The sequence below is a fragment of the Salinicola endophyticus genome, from assembly GCF_040536835.1.
Lineage (GTDB): Bacteria > Pseudomonadota > Gammaproteobacteria > Pseudomonadales > Halomonadaceae > Salinicola > Salinicola endophyticus_A.
The window spans coordinates 2480073-2501010 of the sequence record NZ_CP159578.1 but is presented as its reverse complement, the minus strand read 5'-3'; the positions used below and the strand labels follow the sequence as shown (position 1 = coordinate 2501010).

The 20938-nt window shown below is 59.4% G+C and carries 14 protein-coding genes; all 14 read left to right on the top strand.

Going from position 1 to position 20938, the window contains the following annotated elements; all coding sequences use genetic code 11:
• Positions 1-28: 28 nt before the first annotated feature.
• The 14 genes from ABV408_RS11240 to pseI all read left to right on the top strand — a co-directional run bounded on the left by ABV408_RS11240 (position 29) and on the right by pseI (position 20929).
• A complete protein-coding gene (locus ABV408_RS11240; protein ID WP_353979042.1) occupies positions 29-1258 on the top strand; it encodes a hypothetical protein in 1230 nt (409 codons plus the stop codon).
• A gap of 120 nt (positions 1259-1378) precedes the next feature.
• Positions 1379-2728, top strand: coding sequence for a phosphoglucosamine mutase (gene glmM / locus ABV408_RS11235; protein WP_353979041.1), 1350 nt, complete (start codon positions 1379-1381; stop codon positions 2726-2728).
• A gap of 113 nt (positions 2729-2841) precedes the next feature.
• A complete protein-coding gene (locus ABV408_RS11230) occupies positions 2842-4668 on the top strand; it encodes a hypothetical protein (protein WP_353979040.1) in 1827 nt (608 codons plus the stop codon).
• The gene (locus tag ABV408_RS11225; protein ID WP_353979039.1) at positions 4668-7793 is read left to right on the top strand and encodes a glycosyltransferase; all 3126 of its coding nucleotides are present in this window, start codon (positions 4668-4670) and stop codon (positions 7791-7793) included. The genes ABV408_RS11230 and ABV408_RS11225 overlap by 1 nt, the downstream gene beginning before the upstream one ends.
• 82 nt (positions 7794-7875) lie before the next feature.
• Positions 7876-10245: a glycosyltransferase family 2 protein gene (locus ABV408_RS11220; protein ID WP_353979038.1), complete on the top strand. Its 2370-nt coding sequence runs from the start codon at positions 7876-7878 to the stop codon at positions 10243-10245.
• Positions 10242-12572 (top strand): glycosyltransferase family 2 protein, encoded by a 2331-nt coding sequence (locus tag ABV408_RS11215; protein WP_353979037.1) that lies wholly within the window; start codon positions 10242-10244, stop codon positions 12570-12572. Before ABV408_RS11220 ends, ABV408_RS11215 begins: the two co-directional genes overlap by 4 nt.
• A complete protein-coding gene (locus tag ABV408_RS11210) occupies positions 12550-13728 on the top strand; it encodes a glycosyltransferase (protein ID WP_353979036.1) in 1179 nt (392 codons plus the stop codon). The genes ABV408_RS11215 and ABV408_RS11210 overlap by 23 nt, the downstream gene beginning before the upstream one ends.
• 153 nt (positions 13729-13881) lie before the next feature.
• Positions 13882-14898, top strand: a complete 1017-nt coding sequence (locus tag ABV408_RS11205) for a phytanoyl-CoA dioxygenase family protein (protein WP_353979035.1) — start codon at positions 13882-13884, stop codon at positions 14896-14898.
• A 337-nt stretch (positions 14899-15235) separates the two neighbouring features.
• Positions 15236-16234 carry a UDP-N-acetylglucosamine 4,6-dehydratase (inverting) gene (gene pseB / locus ABV408_RS11200; RefSeq protein ID WP_353979034.1) on the top strand — a complete coding sequence of 333 codons (999 nt, stop codon included), beginning with the start codon at positions 15236-15238 and terminating at the stop codon, positions 16232-16234.
• A complete protein-coding gene (pseC, locus tag ABV408_RS11195) occupies positions 16234-17391 on the top strand; it encodes a UDP-4-amino-4,6-dideoxy-N-acetyl-beta-L-altrosamine transaminase (RefSeq protein ID WP_353979033.1) in 1158 nt (385 codons plus the stop codon). Before pseB ends, pseC begins: the two co-directional genes overlap by 1 nt.
• Positions 17391-18095, top strand: coding sequence for a pseudaminic acid cytidylyltransferase (pseF, locus tag ABV408_RS11190; protein ID WP_353979032.1), 705 nt, complete (start codon positions 17391-17393; stop codon positions 18093-18095). Before pseC ends, pseF begins: the two co-directional genes overlap by 1 nt.
• The gene (gene pseG, locus ABV408_RS11185; protein ID WP_353979031.1) at positions 18095-19198 is read left to right on the top strand and encodes a UDP-2,4-diacetamido-2,4,6-trideoxy-beta-L-altropyranose hydrolase; all 1104 of its coding nucleotides are present in this window, start codon (positions 18095-18097) and stop codon (positions 19196-19198) included. The genes pseF and pseG overlap by 1 nt, the downstream gene beginning before the upstream one ends.
• A 20-nt stretch (positions 19199-19218) precedes the next feature.
• Positions 19219-19863, top strand: coding sequence for a formyltransferase family protein (locus ABV408_RS11180; protein ID WP_353979030.1), 645 nt, complete (start codon positions 19219-19221; stop codon positions 19861-19863).
• A 1-nt stretch (position 19864) separates the two neighbouring features.
• Positions 19865-20929: a pseudaminic acid synthase gene (gene pseI / locus ABV408_RS11175; protein ID WP_353979029.1), complete on the top strand. Its 1065-nt coding sequence runs from the start codon at positions 19865-19867 to the stop codon at positions 20927-20929.
• Positions 20930-20938 lie beyond the last annotated feature (9 nt).

The window sequence follows — 20938 nt, the reverse complement described above, 5'->3', positions numbered from 1 at the left end:
GAACTTTCGGGACTCTTTAGGAGCGCATGTGAATAAAGCCAATATCCTTAATGATTTATTCTTGAAGTTGCAGTTGAGTGATATGCCTTGGAAGGAAGCTGCTCGTCTTGTTCAAGAGCACAAGGAGTGCTTGGAAAATGATAATATCGACGATGTTTATTTCTCTCTTTTTGTTGGTGGTAATGAGCTAAAGATACCTGAGTGGAAAAATAAAACCCTTCTGTCGTGCGTTCTTTTGTACTTGGTTTGGTATAGGCTTGCAAGAAGATCAGTTTCTTGGCATGAGGGCGGCGAGATTTTGATGCCCAAAATAGCTGCTGTTTCCAAATTGGAAGTAGTGGTGGGGAGGTGTGCAAGATGCTTCAGGGAGGGGGGCGACGCAGTCTACGAAATGGTTCTGGCTATTCTTTTTTTTGCCAAGGGTGACTATAAAGAAGCTTCTAAGGTTTGTGCTAGGGTCAGGCTTAAGGGGTATCCTGTTGATGCTCCGTTTCGTTCCTTTTTTTCTGGAGTTAATACGTTTTTTTATGACGATTTTTATTCTTCGGCTGCTGTTTCCAATGAGGAGTTCGCGTTTGATCGTGCAAGCCTTTTGGAAGTTGTGTCTTCGGTTTCGGTCTGCTTGGTTTCTTGTGATCAGGGTTATTTTGAGAAATTTTCCGGGGAGTTCTTGTCCACCATGAGGAGTACATCACTTCGTTTTCCTGTAATATTTTTTGTTATTGGTGAAAGAGATGGATGGGAAGAATTGGGTAATGGAGGTTATGTCTTCTATGTTCGACCTTCATACTCACTAGAGCCAGCATTATATGCATCGTTTAGGTATTTGGTTGCTCAGTTTATAATTGATAATTCCGAGGCCAATGTTTTTGTCTTTGATATTGACTTTTTGTTCACTGAGGAGATCTCTGACAACATGGAGCTGATGGTTTCCAATTCAGATTTGTCTTTAACAATGCATGGCTATGGTGTGAGGTCAATAACTCCTTGGACAAGAGTTTCCGCTCCGCTCTCTTATTTTTCAAATTCACTTTGCTCCAGCGTGTTTTTAAGCAACTATGTTGGTTATTGGAGATCGGCTTGGCTTAAGTCTGATTTTAAGTGGTGGATAGATCAGAATGCACTTTTTTCGTCTTATTTGTATGTCTCTCGTTGTTTTCCGTCGGCTAAGGTTATGAATGTTTTTGATGTCGCGAATCGTGGTGTTTCTAATAACAGGGATGGCGTCTTGGAATATAAATTAAAGCATAGGGTGTGATTTTTTTATTGCGTGTTTTTGTGTTGGTGTATTTATGTCTACCTCGGCTCTGTAAGCTCCTGCCTCGGATGGGTAGTTGTTCGTGGTGCTTGGGGGTGATTTTTATATGGAGTGGTGAAGATGCGCAGTTATTTTGGAACAGATGGTGTTCGAGGTCGGGTCGGTGAATTTCCTATGACCCCCAATTTTGCTATGAAATTGGGCTGGGCTGCTGGACAGGTGCTTGGTGCAGAAGGGGTTCGCGAGGTTTTGATTGGTAAAGATACCCGCGCCAGTGGATATCTGCTCGAGTCCTCTCTTGAGGCTGGTTTCTCTGCGGCGGGGGTTAATATTGCCTTGGTCGGGCCATTACCGACGCCCGCTATTGCCTATTTGACGTCGACATTCCGTGCGGATGCCGGCCTGGTCATCAGTGCATCGCATAATCCTTACTACGATAACGGCATCAAGATATTCGGTCGTGGTGGGCTCAAGCTCAATGACGCCCAAGAGCGCGAAATCGAACATTACCTGCAGGTGGCTCTCGACGGAGGAATGACCTGTGTATCCTCCGAGAAACTCGGCAAGGCACGGCGCATCGAAGATGCATCTGGCCGTTATACCGAATACTGCAAAGCGACCCTGCCGAGCCACTTGAGTCTGGATGGGCTCAAGATTGTCGTCGATTGCGCCAATGGTGCGGGCTATAAGGTCGCTCCTGCTGTTTATCGCGAGTTGGGTGCCTGCGTGGTGGCGATCCATGCAACACCAGATGGTTTCAATATTAACGAGCAGTGTGGCGCCACAGCCATGCACAGCTTGTGTGATGCTGTAAAAGCGGAAGGCGCAGACCTCGGTATCGCCCTCGACGGTGATGCAGACCGATTGATGATGGTAGATCACACTGGCGCTGTGGTGGACGGTGATGAACTGCTGTATTTGCTTACACGCCAAGCCAGAGCTGCCGGTTATCAGGGTGGAGTTGTAGGGACTCAAATGAGTAATCTAGGGTTGGCTCACGCGCTTGAATCGCTAGGTGTGCCTTTCATCCGTGCCAAGGTCGGCGACCGCTACGTCATGCAGCAGCTCGAAGAGCACGGCTGGCGCATCGGTGGGGAAACTTCCGGCCATTTGATCAATTTGGATCATGCCCCAACGGGCGATGCCATCGTGGCCTCCCTACAGGTGCTTGCCTGCTTGCTCGACCAGGGCGCTAGCTTGCATGAGGCCAAGCAGGGGCTGCACAAGCTACCACAGACCTTGATCAACGTTCGTTATCAGGCCCAGTCGGGGATAGACCCTGTCAAAGAGCCAGAAGTGCGAGATCTCGTCGAGAGTGTCACGAATGATTTGGGTCAAGAAGGGCGTGTATTACTGCGTAAATCCGGCACCGAGCCGCTCATCCGAGTGATGGTCGAAGCCATGGATGCAGCCACCGCCAAGAAGGCTGCAGAGCGTATCGCAGACAGCATCCGGCAGGTTGTCAATTGATCAGGTGCGCTCCCTCTGTCTTCATCTCTATCGAATTAGATGAACTTTCTTTTTGTCGCGCCACAAAGTGAATTTTTGAATCTGATGCGAGCAATAAGCACGGTAAAGGGATTATGTTAATTACTGGAAAGCGGCCCCGCGCAGTTGCCACTGCACCGCTGCAGAGCCTGGCTCAGGGGGCCATGTTTTGGCGGCCGGATCAAATCGAAGATTCGGCGTGGCTTGATCATTTGCCTTGGATTTTTTGGCTACTGGAAGCGTCACAACCGCAGCGCTGCGTCACGTTGGGCGCGCGGTTTGGTAGCCCGCATGCCGCGTTTTGCCAAGGCCTTGGTCGTTTGGGTTTGTCCGCCGAAAGCTTGCTTGTGGCTGAAGGCCCGCAGGCGGAAGAGCTCCAAGCCAAGGCGGATCGTCGCTATGGTGGTTTTGCGCGGCATCTGCAGATGCCCCCCCACCGCGCCGCGAAACAGATAGAAGCGGATAGCGTCGATATTTTGGCGCTGGACCTGGAGCCGACGGACCCGGACATGGATGAGCTGCTGGAGCGTTGGATACCCCGGCTTTCTCATCAAGGCGTCGTGTTGATTCCGGGCATCAGTCGTCACGAATCAGGGTGTCTCGCTCATCACTACTATGCGGGGCTTCAGAACCGCTATCGCTCCGTGACTTTCCACCATGGTGATGGCCTGGGTGTGTTGGTGGTGGGTGAGGCGCCGGCTGAGCTGGTAGAGACGCTGCTCAATCGTTGGGCTGCGCCCACGGCTGCGCGTACCGTGCGTGAGGTCTTCGCCAGGTTGGGGAGGGGATGCGTCGACCAGGCTTTGGCGGAAAAGCAGGCTCAACGGCTGCGCGAGACGGCCTCACGCTTGGATCATGTGGCTAGGGAGCGTGAAGAGCAGAGTGCCAATCTGAGCAACCTGCAACAAACCCTGCGCGAACGCGAAGAGGCGCTTGCTGAGCTGGAAGCCGATAAGCTGCATTTGGCCGAAAATGTGTCCGATACCCACGGCCAGCTTCAGGCGCTGCAGCTCGAGCTCACGCAGGCGCAAACAGATTTATACGATGTTGAGCAAAAACTGACGGCGTCCGAGGGGCAACGTCAAACACTCGAACGGACTCTGGCTCAGAAAGAGAATCAACTCCAGAAGCGCTTTGAAGAGTTAGCGGCGCTGACGGCTGTGGCGGAGAAGCGCGATGCCGAGTGTCAGGAGCTGAAAACGGCTTTGGAGCATGCCAAGCTCAAGGCAAATCATAAAACTGTCGATCAAACGGCTCGTATCACTGCGCTCGAAGCTGAGCTGCGCCAGAAAGACGAAAATATCGCGACGCGCTTCAACGAGCTGGCAATACTGACTCGGATGCTGGAATCTCGCGATAGTGAAATCGCCAGCCTCAATGCTGCACTAGCGGAAGCCAAGCGCGCTGCTAATCGGAATGCGCGCCCAGCTGAGGCTGCGCCAGCGGTCTCGTCAAGAGAGAAAGCTATTCCTAGTGTCGTTGAGCCTGTGGCTGTCAAGCCGGAACCTGAGCCCATGGCGTCAGCCAAACCGTCTCCGCAGCCGGGTGTCAGGGCGGCAAGCGCCGCCTCGCGATGGGCCATTGGCCACTTCCCCTTTGGTGCCGAGCGGGATAAGCGCAAAGAGCGCAGGAGACTACGCCGTAAGCGTCTTGAGGCAGTGGCGGAGATCGAGGCGAGTGAATGGTTCGATGCCCAGTGGTATCTCGAACGATATCCGGATATCGCTCGAGATCCAGATTATGGTAAGAACCCTGCGTTGCACTATCTGAAGTTTGGCGGTTTTGAAGGCCGAAACCCCTCGCCATATTTTGATAGCGCCGCCTATCTGGAAGTTTATCCAGACGTCGAGATGACGGGCATTAATCCGCTATTGCACTTCATCCGTGATGGCATCAAGGAAAACCGTGAGCCAATGCCCTGATGCCTAATCCGATCAAGCGGGCAGCGCTGCGATTGGGGCTTATGCGGCGCAGGTCAGAGCCTGAGCTGGCGCTGATTGTCGAGTCGTCGTGGTTCGATGCGGGGTGGTATCGAACGCAGACTGAAGCCCTTGGCGTATTTGACAGCGAAGAGAAAGCTGCCGCGCACTATCTCTCGAGTGGTTGGCATCAGGGGCTTTCTCCGGGCCCGCTGTTCGATAGTGCCTGGTATCTGTCCGCCTACCCGGATGTTGCGGCTGCCGGGCTCAACCCGCTGGTGCATTTCCTCAAGTTTGGCCGTCACGAAGGGCGCTTGCCCAGGCGCAACCGTGCACTGGCCAGAGATTTCCATCTCTGGCGCGGGGCCGGCGGCGCCATGGTCGCTCGACTAGAGGCGCTGATTGACGCGCCGGATGCGAGCGAAGAAGAGTGTGACCATGCCCGCTGGGCATTGGCGCGCTGGCACGCGGTCCATGCCGAGCCGGCTCGGGCCGCCAATTATCTGCTGCCCGAAGGTCGCTTGATCACTTGGCCTGATGGCCCGGCGCCGGGTTTGCTGGCGCAGGGGTGCCTTCATAAGGTTGGTGCAGCCGCGGAAACGCTCGATCATGTGCTGGATACGCTGGTCTCTCGTTGGCCCCGTGACTTCAATGTTGCGCTGGCCCAGGCCAATTTCTCTATCTGGCGTGGGGCGCCCGACGAGCAGGTGCTGGCGTCTCTCAATGCGGCTTGGCAGGCCAGAGGTTTGGCCACATTGATTGCCGAGCCCGGCGCTTTGCCGTTGATGGATCGTCTACGGCCGTCTGCGGAGAACCCTCCTGCCACTGAAAGCGCGGCACTCGCCAGTGTTATCCTGCCGATCTTCAACGCGTCGGCTAGCGTGGCGACTGCCATCCGCAGCCTGTTCGCCCAGCGCGGGTGCCGGCTTGAAATCATCGCGGTCGATGATGCCAGCAGTGATGACACCCTAGCGATTCTCGAGCGTTTAGCGGCTGAGTGCCCGCTGCACGTGACCTATCGAATTATCCCTCTGCCCTATAATCAGGGCACTTACGCGGCGCGTAACGCGGGGCTGGCAGCGGCAACGGGAGAGTTGATCACCACTCACGATGGTGATGATTGGTCTCATCCTGATAAATTGAGGCTTCAGATCGCGGCGCTGGAGCAGTCGCGACACGATGGAGGCTTGGCCGTGGCCTCCATCAGCCATTGGTCCCGTGCCACGCCGGCACTGGTCTGCCAACGATGGCTGGTAGAAGCAGAGGGATGGATTCATCGCAATATTTCATCGCTGATGTTTCGCCGTAGCGTGTTTGAGCGTTTGGGGTACTGGGATGAGTTGCGAGCCAATGCTGACTCCGAATACCTGGACCGTGTCCAAGCCGCGTTCGGAGCCGAGTTATTGGTCGATGTCGAACCTGGCATGCCTTTGGCGTTTGGGCGTTTCAGCGAGATGTCGTTGAGCCAACACAACGAAACTCACTTCCGTACGCAGTTCGTAGGCGTGCGGGCGTTGCACATACGTGCCGCGCGGCGTTGGTACGAGCGAGCTATAGGTCGTGGCGAGAGGTTCTTCTTACCCCGCGCTGCCTCGCCGCGGCCTTTTCCGGTGCCGGAAGCCTTGTTGAGGCAGGCGGTACCTGTAGTGGATCAGGATGAACGCGACCGAATCGAGATGTCGAGCTTGTTCGATGGCGGCTGGTATCTCCGGCGCTATCCGCAACTCCACGATACCCGGGTCGAGGCTTTTGACCATTACTGGCGTGAAGGCCGCTTTCTGGGGATGGACCCGGGGCCCAACTTCAGCCAGAGCGGCTACGGGCATCAGCTGGATGATGAGCTCTCCATCGCGCAGGCGCTTTCGCACTATCTAGAAATAGGGCGCGCGCAGGGTCTATCGCCATTGCCCGAGCTTTCTGGCCGGCAGGCGGCGCGCCCGGGCGCAAAAACGTTGCTGCTTTGCGGGCATCAGGCGGGGGAACGGATCTATGGGGCCGAGCGTAGTCTTATCGATGTCGCTAGCGGGTTGAATGAGCTGGGCTATCGGCTGATCCTCGCCTTGCCGGAAGCTATCAATACAGAGTACGTGGAGCGGCTTCGTGAGCTTTGTCACCGGCTGGTGATCATTCCCTATGGGTGGCTTCAGAGAGGGCGTGAGCCTGAAGAAGAGACCATTGGGCACTTCGTCGCGTTGATTCAGCGACTGGGCATCGATGCGGTGGCGACCAATAGCCTGGTTCTGCAGGAGCCCTTGAGCGCAGCCAGGAGCTGTGGCTTGCCGACCGCTATTCACCTTCGCGAGTTGCCGCGGGGTGATGCCGCCCTTTGCGAGACACTGAACGCCGATGCTGCCTGGATCATCGATAAGACCCAGGGGGCCGCGGATCTGCTGATCGCCAATTCCCGGTTTACCCGCGATGAATTCCTTACGTTATCGCTGAGTAGCGAAGGCGGGGGGGCTGTGGCAGAGGGTAACCAAACTTCGGTTGCCCTGGCGGTGGTTCCCAATACCATCGATATGGCGCCGTTGCTGGCAATGGCGCCGCCTGTGTTCGAGGCGGTGGCTGATGTTTCTCGCCCGCTGCGAGTGGGTATCCTCTCCAGCGGCCACGTCAAGAAAGGGCTGTCAGATCTCGAGGCGTTGGCGTCTGCTCTGGAGGCGCATGGGGTCGCTATGCACTTCGTTGTGTTCGGCACTGCGAGTGCGGAGTTCGAGGCGATGGCGCAGCGGATCGCTGAGCAGGCCGGGCGATGTCAGGTCGAGCTTGCGGGCTATGTACCATCGCCGCATGAGGCCTTGGCGCGGGTCTCGGTCGTATTGAGCCTTTCCCATTTTCAGGAGTCGTTCGGGAGAACGGCGCTGGAGGCGATGGCCGCCTCCAGGGCTTTTGTCGGCTATCGTCACGGCGCGCTGCCTGAAGTGGTGGAGGGCTGTGGTACCTTGGTCGAACTGGGTGATATCGAGGCCCTGGCGGATGCCCTAGGCACGCTTGCCGCTTCGCCAGAGCGGCTGGTGCGGTTGGGGGAGATGGGGCGAAAGCGCGCCATGGACCGTTTCGGCCGAGCATCTTTTGTGGCCTCATTGGGTGAGGCCTATTCAAGGCTTTTTGCCAGTTCGGCAGGTTGAGCGCTGGGCCGTGGCCGTTCGAGAGCATGAACGTGGCCTGGGGCTCCCGGAGTAGGCAAAAGCGACTGTATTGGAGTCTTTGGTGAAGCTGGCGATTGCGGCGATTGTAAAAGATGAGATGGATTCACTGGCGGAGTGGGTGGCTTATCACCGGGTCATCGGTGCCGACCACTTCCTGATTGCAGACAACGGCAGTACGGATGGAACGCGCGAGTGGTTGATGTCGCTCGATCAGGAAGCCTGGTTGCAGCACGTCGATGTCGCGACACCGCCGGAGACACCGCCTCAGTTGGTCGCCTACGACAAGCTGATGTCGATATGTCCTCCCGATGTGGATCTGGTCTGCTTCATAGATGCTGACGAGTACGTCATGCCCATGAACGAGCAGAGCACGGAACAGGATCCCAAGGCCTGCCTTCACGGCTGGCTGGAATCCAGATTCCAGAATAGTAGTGTGAGTGCTGTCGTCATCAACTGGGCCTGTTTTGGCTCTTCTGGGCATAAGTTCAGGCAGGAAGGCCTGGTCATCGAGCGCTTCCAGATGCGGGCCAAGAAGGAATTTCCCCCCAATCATCACTACAAGACGATTGTCAGACGTTCGGCTTTCTCGAGAATGGTCAATCCACATCACCCTGAGGTGACCAGTGGCGATATCGTCGACGCCAACGGCGAAGCGTTCGATTTCTACCAATTTCGGAATGGTTCCCGCAAGCCGGGGCTGTCCCAGAAGGTGATTTGGGAACCTGTCAGAATCAATCACTACCTGACAAAATCTGTCGAAGAGTTCGTGCTAAAGAAGTCGCGTCGCGGTAGTGCTGCCCGAGTAGGATATGAGAAGAGCAGGAAGTATTTCGAGAGCCATGACCGTAACGATGAGCGTTGCGATTTGTCCTTGGCCTTGGCGTCGGCGGTCAGCGAAGAGATGCGCGAGCTGGCGCGTAGGTTCGAGATGGCCCAAGTGCTGGGGGCCCAAGAAGTAGCACCTGCCAAGCCGCGTTTTATGTTTTCTCGCAAGCGTGAAAAAGCCGAGACTCCGGTGCAGCGCCTGGTCGTGGATTACCCAAGCAAAGGCGCGAAGGCCAAAGTCGAGGATGGGCAAGTTCTGGTGCAGGGGTGGCTATTCCTCAAGGAGTCGTATGCCGAGTTTAACTCCTTGGCTCGTCTCGTCATACGTTGGCAGCCGGAGTTCGAACTCAAGAGGGCTCTGACCGAGCAACGGCCGGATGTGCTGGCGCATTTCGGCTACAAGCGCTTTGACGACCATCCTCAATTACGCTGTGGGTTTCGCTTCTTCCTGCCCGTGGGTATCTCTCGGTTCGATATAGCGCTGGAACTCGGGCAGCAGCGGTGGCCGCTGGACACCATCGCTGTCGACAGCCAGGGCCTGAGCGTAAACGATGTCGATAAAGTGCGCCCGGGTAAGTCGGGTTGGCTCTTTCTCAAGTCAGACAGCAACATGAGCCTGGAGCAGCATCAAGGGGCTTTGATGTTGACGGAGATCGGCCTTGAGCGCTGGGGTGCTTATTTTGGTGCGCTGGAGGAGGCGCTGAAAGCCCATTTGGCCCACGGGCGGTTTTTTATCACGCCCTCCAAGGAAGCCGTTCTCGAAGCTCAGTATGGCACGCCTCGGGCAAAGCAAACCGCCGTCGAACAGATACTGAGCATTGCACCGACAGAAGTCATTCATCCGCTCTCGGCCTTGAAAGGGCTGGGCGGAGATGCCTTTTGCCAGACCGATACTCACTGGACGCATACCGCGGCCATGCAGGCCTCTATCGAGTTGGCTGTATCCTGGGGCTTGAGTCGGGAGGAGGTGGAGGCGCTATTCAAGGATGACACTTATAAAGAAGTCGCACTAAAGGGCGACCTGGGTGGGAAACTGGCCCCTGCCGTGTCGAAACCCGTCAAGGTGCTTTTTTCCTTTTCCAATGCCCGGTTGAAGGTCTACGACAATGCCGTACCGAATTTCGGCCGTCTCGTGGTCTTCGAAAACGCAGAGGCGTTGGTCGACAGTACTCTATTGGTCTGTGGCAGCTCCTGCAGCGCGGCGTTCTTCAATTTCCTGCCGCGGATTTTCTCTCGGATGGTATTCGCTCATACCACGGGGAATCTGGATAAATCCCTTCTCGAGGCGTTTTCGCCGGGCTACGTGCTGATGGAGACGACGGCTCGGTTTGCCATTCGCCCTCCCACGAGCGACTTTTCAGTCGCTTCTTCCATTCGAGAAAAAATGCTCTCCCTGGATGCCGCTGCGCTGGCTGAGATAGAGCGTAAGCGTGTGGTGCGCCCCATGGGCAAACAGGATGAGTCCGATACTGAATCTCAGCGCCAGGACACTAACCAGCACCAGGCCAAGAAAGAGGAAGACTGGCAGCCCTGGGAGGCGCTCTATCAGACTCTGCGTGCTGAAGCGTTGGCCACAATGAATACTGCCGAGCGGGAGGCACCATGAAGCCGAACCGCGGTCTTGCTCTGCGGGCTCGTCGCTGGCGTCTGGCGTATCCGCGTTTCCGTGTCTCGCCATCATTCATGCCCATGGGGGAGATGCACCCCGTCGCTGAATCGGAGCCAAGCAACTTCACCTGGCACGCTGCGGACAAGGAGGCGCACTTTATCCTCCTGGGCGACAAGCCCACGGCGGGGTGGAACATGATCGAGCTGGGCGTCAGCCACGATAGGCGTGCGGCGGCGGCCTGTCTCACTTTCGATATGGGGCGGGGCTTCGAACGCAGGCACAGTATTTTCCTGGTCGTCAGAAGCGGCAAGATTTCCAAGCGGGTCTGCTTCGTGCCTTATGGCGCTCGTCGCATTCGGCTGGAGCCTCTGGTGGGCCAGGAAGGGCAGTTCCGTATCGATCATTTCAATATTGTCTGGCTGACATCGCGTTTTGCCTATACGCGGATGATCAATCGAATCGGTTACGCCGATAAGCGCTTCCAGGGCGTGAGCGAAAAGACCATCGTTCGTTCGCTCAAACGCGAAGGCAAGGAAGAGGGAATCAACTGGAAGCGGATACTGAGCGCCTATTACGAGGCGACTTTTACGCACTGTGCCCCGGAGACGAGTTACGAATACTGGCAGGAACACATTGAGATCCTGCGCGAGCCTTCTGCCAACAAGGTTGCGCGGGTTCAATCGCAGTTTGCGGAGCGCCCTCGTTTTGCCATCGTGTTGACCCAGGGCGAGGCGCCTTCCACGCCTGAAGCAGTGCGTGAAACGCTGAATTCGGTACTCGGGCAGCGTTTCGCGGACTGGCGGCTGTATTTGCCGGCGCCCGTGGATAAGGGCATGGATGACACCGCCGACGCTGAGTCGGTTACGGAATCTGCCCCTCGTCTGGACACGACACAGGCTGACTGGCTCGGGGAGAAGGCGCGGGACGATACGCGCATCCGGCCGGTGGAGGGTGATCTGGCAGCGGCGCTGGCACAGGCGCTGGAAGATCCCGCCAACGATTACGTGCTGTTTCTGCGCTGTGGCGACCAGCTCGCGCCCAGTGCGCTGTTCCATTTCGCTAACCATCGGCAGGTCCATGCCGATGCAGCGGTCATCTATGGTGACGATGACAGTCTGGATGCTAACGGCGAACGCACCGCACCAAACTTCAAGCCGCAATGGAACCCGGATCTGCTGCTCTCGACCAACTACATTGGCCATGCGGTGGCGTTCGGGGCGAACGTGCTGCGCGCGCTCGACGCCCCGATTGTCGACGGGCCACTGCTCGATATGCACCGCTTGCTGCTCGCAGTTTCACGCTCGGTGCCTGCCGCAAGCATTCATCATGTGCCTTTCGTGGTCCATCACAAGGCCCCTGAAACACCTGTGGTAAGCGCTCGCCGGGCCGAGCGCAGCCGTCACGCGGTGGAGGATCATCTCCAGCGTCTGGGTAGTCACGCGACGGTCGAAATCGCCGGCGACGACATTGTCAGAATCGGATGGGCCGTTCCTGAGCCCGAGCCGCTGGTCTCGCTGTTGATCCCCACTCGGGACCGCGTGGAGATACTCAAGCCGTGTGTGGATACGCTGCTTGCGATCACCCGCTACCCAAACTACGAGGTGATCATCCTCGATAATGAATCGAGCTGCCCGGAGACGCTGGCCTACATGGAGGCCATTCAGGCGGATACTCGGGTGCGCGTGCTGCGCTGGAACGCCCCGTTCAACTACTCCGCGATCAACAACTTCGGGGCGCGGCACGCGCGCGGTTCGATCCTTGGTCTGGTCAATAACGACATCGAGCCCATCAACCCTGAGTGGCTGACGGAGATGGTGGCCCATGCCTGCCGGCCGGAGATCGGCTGTGTCGGGGCCAAGCTCTATTATCCCGACGATACCGTTCAGCACGGCGGTGTGATCCTGGGGCTCGGCGGCGTAGCGGGGCACGCGCATCGCTTCTTCCCGCGGGCGCACCCGGGCTATCAGAATCGGCTCAATCTGGTGCAGAATCTTTCTGCGGTCACAGCGGCTTGCCTGCTGTTGCGGCGTGAGGTCTTCGATGCCGTGCAGGGGCTCAACGAGACCGAGCTGACCGTCGCCTACAACGATGTCGATCTGTGCCTCAAAGTGCGCGAACAGGGGTATCGCAACCTGTGGACCCCCTTCGCCGAACTCTATCATCATGAGTCGATCTCTCGTGGCGCCGACGATAACCCGGTCAAGCAGGCGCGGGCCAAACGTGAGGTGGACTACATGCGTCAGCGCTGGCGTGAGGCGCTGCAGCAGGACCCCGCCTACAACCCCAATCTCACGCTGAGCTATGAAGACTTCTCCCTGCGCTGAGCCCAATACGGCGCTGAGCTCGGGAGTGCGAGCTTCCAGAACGGCGCGAGAACAAACGCCGCTGACGCCGCGGGCCAAGAAGGCCAGGCGCAAGCGGCTGGCGGCACTGCGTGAGACACCGCGCCGCCCTTATCAGGCTTGCCGCTGGTTGGTATTGAGCGATGGCGCCCACCCGACCGAGGATATCTATTTTCGTGGGCTGATCCCTCGGCTGGCCCAGGTCGGGCAGCGCACCGTCTACCTGGATACGCGGGCCCGGTCCCCCTGGCGCTACTGGCCTTTACAGGCCTATGCCTGGCGGGGCGCGAATGTGGTCATCACGCGTTCCCTGAGTGCATCCTGGCTCGACTGGCTGACGCGCTTTCGAGGCTGGTTCGGTGAGATCTACTACCTGCTCGACGACGATCTGCTGGCCGCCGCACGCGACCTGAGTTTGCCGGAGGAGTATCGGCTGCGCATGCAGGCACTGGTCTGCGAGATACAGCCTCGCCTCTTCGCACTCGCCGATGAGGTCGTGGTTTGCAGCGAGAATCTGGCGACGACGACAAGGCAGCATCATCGGCGGGTTTCGGTACTCCCGCCTTCGTTGATCTCGCCGCTGCCTGATTATTCGCATCACCGCGGAAAGCGGGTCGAGATCGGTTTTCATGGCACGCGCGCGCATCTCGCCGATCTAGAGGCGCTCCTGCCGGCCATCCGTGCGGTACACGATGTCCGGTCTGAAAGTGACTTCGAGATCATGCTGGGGGCCAACGCGCCCGAGACTTTGAGCCGGCTCGATCGGGTCTCTTGCCCTGATGCCAGGATGTGGGCGGATTTTCTGACCTACCAGCGTCAGCGCCGGCTGCACATCGGCCTGGCGCCGCTCTTGCCCACCCCGTTCAACCGTGGCAAATCCTGGATCAAACTGCTGGATATCGCCGTTATGGGTGGTGTCGGGCTATATAGTGCCCGCGCGCCTTATTCGCAGGTCATTACTGATGGTGTCGACGGGCTTCTGGTCGAGGACGACGCCAAAGCTTGGGAAGAGGCGCTGCGCCGGCTCATCCAATACCCCGATGAGCGGGAAAGCATGGCCCGTGCCGCTGGGCGGAGAGCGCGAGAAGTTGGCGATCCGGCCATTGCCGAGATGTTCTGGCGCCAGCGGGGCGAGTGATAGTGTTAGAGAGATCTGGGTTTTCCGGTAAGCCAGCGAAACCGATTCTAGGTACTGGCTGTGTGGCATTCATCGAACGCGCCGATCAAGGGCGTCTCGAGCAAGGGAAGGCTGATCAAAGATGATGACTGCGATGTCGGGAGGTTGCCACGTATGAAATCCTGGACTCGGTATCCGATCTGGCTCGGTGAACTGTTCACCGGCGCCAAGTCGTTCAAGGGCAACCCGGTGCTCGGCAGCGAGCGGCTCAACCGCTGGGGGCTGCACGTGGCCAGGGTGTGGCTGGCCTACTGGATTTCGCGTCTGCGCATGGCGATGTTCGCGCCCGGCGTGCCCAAAGCGGATCGGGTCGCGTTCCAGCGCGAGGGCTATGTGCTCAAGGAGAACTACCTGCCGCCAGCGCAGTTCGAAGCGCTGGTGGCGGCGGTGCGCGCTTACGAGGGAGAGATCCGCGAGTGCTGCCAGGGCGACACCGACACCCACCGCATCCTGCTGGCACCGGAGGTGGTCGCGCAGTTGCCCGAGGTGAAAGCGGTACTGGAAGACCCGGCCTTGAAGCGGCTGTTCCGCTACTGCGCGGGGCACGCGCGCCTGCCGATCTGCCATATCGAGAACGTGCACAACGGAGATCGCCCGGAGGAGCACAAGCGCGACCCGCAGAAGAATCTGCACGTGGATACCTTCCAACCGACCATGAAGTTCTGGCTCTACCTGGAAGATGTCACCGACCACAACGGGCCTTTCGTGTTCGTGCCGGGTTCGAACCGGCCGCACCGGGAGCGGCTGAAGTGGGAGTATGAGATGAGCGTGCGCGCGCGCCAGCATGCGGACAGCTACACCGCGCGAGGTTCGTTCCGGGTCAGTCCCGAAGAGGCGCAGCGCCTGGGCCAGGGCGGCCCACAGGCGTTCTGGGTCAACGGCAACACCTTGCTGATCGCCAATACTTTTGGCGTTCATGCGCGGGGCGAGGCCGAACCCGGCAGCTCGCGCCTGGCGCTGTGGGGAATGAGCCGAACCAACCCCTTCGTCCCCCTGCCGGGGCTGGGATTCGACTACTTCAACCGGTTGCAGTATCGCGTGCTCCAGCGCATGCGCCTGAAGGAGGATGCCAGGGCCGCGGCAAAGGGTGGTCGTTCTTCGTGGCATGTGATCCCGCGCAAGCGTATTTGAGTCTTAGCCCGCCTGGCGTTGGGGTGGGTAGCAGTAAACATCATCGACAGATCGTCCAAAGAGCCTTTCACGACCGGGGAGACCCGGCACCGGAAAGGCTCTTTTTCGTTCGGCGTTCCGATGATTTTTCGCGGGCGAAGCTCGCTTCTACAGGGGGGATTCGGGCGGAGGTATTGGAGCGGCGCGGGGTCACTTGGTCGCGAAAGGTGGGTTTGTTCCCTTGCGGGTGGCTTGTTTGCCGCTTTGAACGCTGTGCCAGGCAGTAGCATGAGCGCAAGATGCCGATACCTGCATGAGCGGGAGCGGCGCGTGGCGAAGCGGCCCGAGGTAAAAATGGATGTTCAATGATTCTGTGATCCTGGTCACTGGCGGTACCGGCTCCTTCGGTCACAAGTTCCTGCATATGGTGCTGAGCCAGTACAACCCCCGCAAGGTCATCGTCTATTCGCGTGACGAGATGAAGCAGTGGGAGATGGCCAAGCTGTTCGCGGGTGACGAGCGGGTGCGTTTTTTCATCGGTGATGTCAGAGACAGAGACCGCATCTATCGCGCCCTGGACGGTGTGGACTATGTCGTCCATGCGGCCGCCACCAAGATCGTGCCTACCGCCGAGTACAACCCCTTCGAGTGCGTCAAGACGAACGTCCTGGGCGCCATGAACCTCATTGATGCGTGTATCGACAAGGGAGTGAAGCGGGTGGTGGCGCTCTCCACGGACAAGGCGAGCAGCCCGGTGAACCTCTACGGGGCGACCAAGCTGACCTCCGACAAGCTGTTCGTCGCGGGCAACTCTTATGCCGGTGGTCACGAGACGCGCTTCTCCGTGGTGCGCTACGGTAATGTCATGGGCTCCCGCGGCTCGGTCATCCCGTTCTTTCTCTCGATGCGCGACAAGGGCGTGTTGCCGATCACCGACCCGCGCATGACTCGCTTCATGATCTCGCTGGAAGAGGGCGTCGAGCTGGTCTGGCACGCATTCGAGGATATGGAGGGCGGCGAGATCTACGTCAAGAAGATCCCTTCGATGAAGGTGACCGATCTGGCACGTGTCGTGGCCCCCGACGCGCGCCAGGAGATCGTCGGTATCCGCCCTGGTGAGAAGCTGCACGAGCAGATGATCGGTGAGGAGGATGCGCTGCACACCTACGAGTACCCTGACCACTACAAGATCCTGCCCGCGATCAACAAGTGGGATCAGGATGTGAACCGGATCAAGGGGGGAACCCGGGTGGCGGAGGACTTCAACTACTCGAGCCACAACAACGCCGAGTGGATGAGCGACGCGCAGCTACAGGCGTGGATCGAGCGCAACTGGGACAAGATCGGAGCCATCTGATGATTCCTTATGGTCGGCAGGCGATCGAGCAGGCGGATATCGATGCCGTTCTCTCGGTGCTGCAGTCGGACTTTCTGACCCAGGGGCCACAGGTGCCGCTGTTCGAGCGCACTCTAGCCGCCCATGTGGGTGCCCGGCACGCGCTGGCGGTCAACAGCGCCACCTCGGCGCTGCATATTGCCTGCCTGGCGCTGGGCCTGGGGGAGGGCGACTGGCTCTGGACCAGCCCGGTGACCTTCGTCGCGTCGGCCAACTGCGGCCTATACTGCGGTGCCAGTGTCGATTTCGTCGATATCGACCCCAGAACCTACAACCTCTGCCCCAAGGCGCTGGAGTCCAAACTGCTGGAGGCTGAGCGCCAGGGCCGCTTGCCCAAGGTGGTGGTCGCCGTGCATCTGTGCGGCCAGCCCTGCGAAATGCAGGCTATCCATGCGCTGGGCAAGCGCTTCGGCTTTCGGATCATCGAAGATGCCTCGCATGCGGTCGGCGGCAAGTATCAGGGAGAGTTCATCGGCAGCGGTCGCTACAGCGATATCACCGTCTTCAGCTTTCATCCGGTCAAGATCATCACCACCGCCGAAGGCGGCATGGCGCTGACCAACGACGATAGTCTGGCCGAAAAAATGGCGCTGCTGCGCAGCCACGGCATCACGCGTGATCCGGCTGCCATGACCCATGAGGCCGACGGGCCCTGGTACTACCAGCAGATCGAGCTGGGCTTCAATTACCGCATGACCGAGCTACAGGCCGCGTTGGGGGTCTCCCAGTCTAAGCGGCTGGATCACTACGTGGCCGAGCGGCACCATCTGGCGGCGCGCTACGACGCTGAGCTGGCCGAGTTGCCGGTGGTGACACCCTGGCAGCATCCGGATAGCTACTCCGGGCGCCATCTTTATGTCATCCGGCTAGAGCTGGAGCGAATCTCGGCCTCTCACCGCGAGGCGTTCGAGGCACTGCGCGCGCGAGGTGTCGGTGTCAATCTGCACTATATCCCGGTGCATACCCAGCCCTATTACCGCGCACTTGGGTTTGGAGACGGAGACTTCCCCCAGGCAGAGCGCTACTACGCCGAGGCGATTAGTCTGCCGCTGTTCCCGACCCTGAGCGAGTCGCAGCAGGACGCGGTGATTCGTGCGCTCTCTGAGGTGCTGATGTGATGCGGCTGGCAGTGATTCCGGCGCGGGGCGGTAGCAAGCGGATTCCGCGCAAGAACATCAAAGCCTTTTGCGGTAAACCGATGATCGCATGGTCCATCCAGGCGGCGCTGGCGAGCCGCTGTTTCGATCTCGTCATCGTCTCGACCGACGATGACGAGATCGCCGCGGTGGCCAGGGAGTGGGGCGCGCAGACGCCCTTCATGCGCCCGGCGGCGCTAGCGGATGATCATACCGGTACGGTGCCGGTCATTGCCCACGCCATCACGGAGATTCAGCAGGCGGGCGTCTCTCTCGAGGCGGTCTGCTGCCTTTATGCCACGGCGCCCTTTGTTGCTGCCGGTGATCTGATCGCGGGGCTCGATTGCCTTGAGGGCGAGGACGTCGACTATGCCTTTTCAGTGACCAGCTACGCCTTCCCGATTCAGCGGGCGCTACGCATGACACCCGAAGGGCGGGTGGCGATGTTCGAGCCGCAACATCTCAACACCCGTTCCCAGGACCTGGAAGAGGCGTGGCACGACGCCGGCCAGTTCTACTGGGGCCGCCCGGAGGCCTGGCTGGCGGGCCGTCCGCTGTTCTCGGCGCGTGCGGTGCCGGTCAAGCTGCCGCGCCATCGGGTTCAGGATATCGACACGCCAGAAGATTGGCAGCGCGGCGAATGGCTGTTCAAGGCCTGGCAGGCGGCATCGGGAGAGAGTGTCTGATGGCATGCGTGGCTTTCCGCGTCGATGCCTCGCTCGAGATTGGTACCGGCCACGTCATGCGTTGCCTGACGCTGGCGACGGCGCTGCGCGAGCATCATGCGGCGCGATGCTGCTTCCTGTGTCGTGAGCTTCCCGGCCATCTGATCGCGCGTATCGAAGCCGAGGGATTCGAGGTCTTGCGCCTGGCGGCGCCCGTGGAGGAAGGGACGTCGTTGTCTGGAGGGCAAGCCGAGGGGCCTGCCCACGCGGCCTGGTTGGGCGTCGACTGGTCGCAGGATGCCCACGAGAGCGCGGACCTGCTCGAGTCGCTCGCCCCGGACTGGCTGGTGGTGGATCACTATGCGCTGGATGCGCGCTGGGAGTTGGCAGCGCGTCCGTCGGGCACGCGGATGCTGGTCATCGATGATCTCGCTGATCGTGAGCACGTCGCCGACCTGCTGCTGGATCAGAACCTGGGCAGGCTGGTAGAGGATTACGCCGACCTGGTGCCGGCAAGCTGCCGGCTGATGATTGGACCGGATTACGCTCTGCTTCGCCCGGAGTTCGCCGAGTGGCGCCGGACGAGTCTGGAAAGGCGCGCAACCCGACAGGCGCTTTCTCAGCTGCTGATCAGCCTGGGCGGCGTAGACAAGGACAATGTCACCGCTGAGGTGCTGCAGGCTCTGCGCCATGCCGAGCTGCCGCGAACCTGCCGGATCACGGTAGTGATGGGCGCCACCGCGCCTTGGATCGAGGTGGTGAAGAGCGTGGCGGGCACCCTCGAACAGCCTACCGAGGTCGTCACCAATGTCAGCGACATGGCGCGACGCATGGCCGAGGCTGATCTGGCGATCGGTGCGGCGGGCAGTACCTCGTGGGAGCGCTGCTGCCTGGGCCTGCCGACCTTGATTCTGGTGCTGGCGGAGAATCAGCGTGATATCGCTGCGGCCCTGGAGAGCGCCGGGGCCGCTATCCGTCTCGACTCAGGCGCGCTCGGCGAAGATCTCTCCTCGGTGTTGGCGCGCGTCATGGGTGCCCGATACCTGTCGAGGATGAGCGAGCGCGCCGCTCGGCTCGTCGACGGCGAGGGCGTCAAGCGTCTGACCGCTGCGCTAGCGCCATAACACCTTCGGCTGGATGCCCTATGCAGATCACCTTGCTATGTACCAGTGAAAGCCACCCGGTCAATCGATGGCTTCGAGTCTGGCGCGAAGAACGTGCCGATGAGCATGAGATTCAACTTTGTCGGGATCGTGCCGAGTTGACCGGGGGAGACATTCTCTTCCTGGTCTCCTGCAGCCAGATCATCGATGCTGAGGTGAGAAGTCGCTACTGTCATACGCTGGTGCTGCATGCCAGCGACTTGCCCTTGGGCCGGGGTTGGAGCCCGCATATATGGGCGCTGCTGGAAGGCGCGCGGGGAGTGACCGTGTCACTGCTGGAAGCCGAAGATGAAGTCGATACTGGTGCCATCTGGGCCAAGCGCTCCTTCGCCGTGGCGGCCGACGCGCTGCACGATGAAGTCGACCGGCTACTGTTCGATGCCGAGCTGTGGCTGATGGATGAAGCCCTGCGCTTGATCGCCCACGGTGCGCAGCCCACGCCGCAGTCTGCGCAGATTACCCCGAGCTACTATCGCCGACGTACGCCCTCCGACAGCGAGATCGATCCGTATCAGCCGCTGGCTGATCTGTTCAACAAGATCCGGCTGATGGATCCCGAGCGTTATCCGGCCTTTTTTGCCTTACATGGCCATGTCTATACCATCAGCCTCAAGAAGGTGAAGTGAGATGAGCGCTGTTTCCACGAGTTCTTTTTCCATCGCGGGCCGACAGGTCGGCCCGGGATACGAGCCCTACGTGATCGCCGAGGTTTCCGCCAACCATAACGGAGATATCGAGAAGGCCAAGCGCATCATCACCCAGGCCCGGCAGGCCGGGGCCGATGCAGTCAAGATTCAGACTTACCGCCCCGATACCATTACCCTGGAGAGCGATCTGGCGGACTTCCGGATCGTCGATGGACTGTGGGCGGGGCGCACGCTCTATGAGCTGTACGAGTGGGCCCATACGCCCTGGGAGTGGCACCCGGAACTCTTCGCCCATGCGCGCAAGGAGGGCATTACGCTGTTCAGCTCTCCCTTCGACAGCACGGCGGTCGACCTGCTCGAGGAGCTGGGCGCCCCGGCATACAAGATCGCCTCCTTCGAGGCGGTCGATATCCCGTTGATCGAGTACGTGGCGAGTAAGGGCAAGCCGATGATCATCTCCACCGGCATGGCGGATGCGGCGGAAATTCAGGAAGCCGTCGATGCCGCCAGAGGGGCAGGCTGCGAGCAGCTGGCTATTCTGCACTGCGTCAGCGGCTATCCCGCGCCGGCTGAGGATTACAACCTGCGCACCATCCCCGACATGATCGGGCGATTTGGTCTGGTGACCGGGCTTTCCGATCATACGCTCGACAATACGACGGCAATCACCAGTATCGCGCTGGGCGCCAGCCTCATCGAGAAGCATGTCACGCTGGATCGTAGCGGCGGCGGGCCTGATGACAGCTTCTCCCTGGAGCCCGCTGAGCTGGCAGCGCTCTGTCGCGATACTAAAACGGCCTGGCGTTCGCTAGGGGGTATCGATTACGGACGCAAGTCGAGTGAGCAGGGCAATGTGAAATTTCGCCGTTCACTCTATTTCGTCAAGGCGTTGCGGGCTGGGGATGTCATCACCGAGGACGCGGTGCGCAGCGTGCGGCCGGGTTACGGGCTGACGCCCAAGTACCTGCACGCGATCCTGGGCAAGACGGTCAAGGTCGATGTCGATATGCATACACCGGTCAAGGCCGAACTGATCGCTGATTGAGTTATCTGT

Coding starts and splice junctions, on each gene's coding strand:
- ABV408_RS11215 (WP_353979037.1), top strand. CDS start 10,242: ATGAAGCCGAACCGCGGTCTTGCTCTGCGGGCTCGTCGCTGGCGTCTG.
- ABV408_RS11225 (WP_353979039.1), top strand. CDS start 4,668: ATGCCTAATCCGATCAAGCGGGCAGCGCTGCGATTGGGGCTTATGCGG.
- ABV408_RS11180 (WP_353979030.1), top strand. CDS start 19,219: ATGCAGATCACCTTGCTATGTACCAGTGAAAGCCACCCGGTCAATCGA.
- pseC (WP_353979033.1), top strand. CDS start 16,234: ATGATTCCTTATGGTCGGCAGGCGATCGAGCAGGCGGATATCGATGCC.
- pseG (WP_353979031.1), top strand. CDS start 18,095: ATGGCATGCGTGGCTTTCCGCGTCGATGCCTCGCTCGAGATTGGTACC.
- pseF (WP_353979032.1), top strand. CDS start 17,391: ATGCGGCTGGCAGTGATTCCGGCGCGGGGCGGTAGCAAGCGGATTCCG.
- ABV408_RS11230 (WP_353979040.1), top strand. CDS start 2,842: ATGTTAATTACTGGAAAGCGGCCCCGCGCAGTTGCCACTGCACCGCTG.
- glmM (WP_353979041.1), top strand. CDS start 1,379: ATGCGCAGTTATTTTGGAACAGATGGTGTTCGAGGTCGGGTCGGTGAA.
- pseB (WP_353979034.1), top strand. CDS start 15,236: ATGTTCAATGATTCTGTGATCCTGGTCACTGGCGGTACCGGCTCCTTC.
- ABV408_RS11210 (WP_353979036.1), top strand. CDS start 12,550: ATGAAGACTTCTCCCTGCGCTGAGCCCAATACGGCGCTGAGCTCGGGA.
- pseI (WP_353979029.1), top strand. CDS start 19,865: ATGAGCGCTGTTTCCACGAGTTCTTTTTCCATCGCGGGCCGACAGGTC.
- ABV408_RS11205 (WP_353979035.1), top strand. CDS start 13,882: ATGAAATCCTGGACTCGGTATCCGATCTGGCTCGGTGAACTGTTCACC.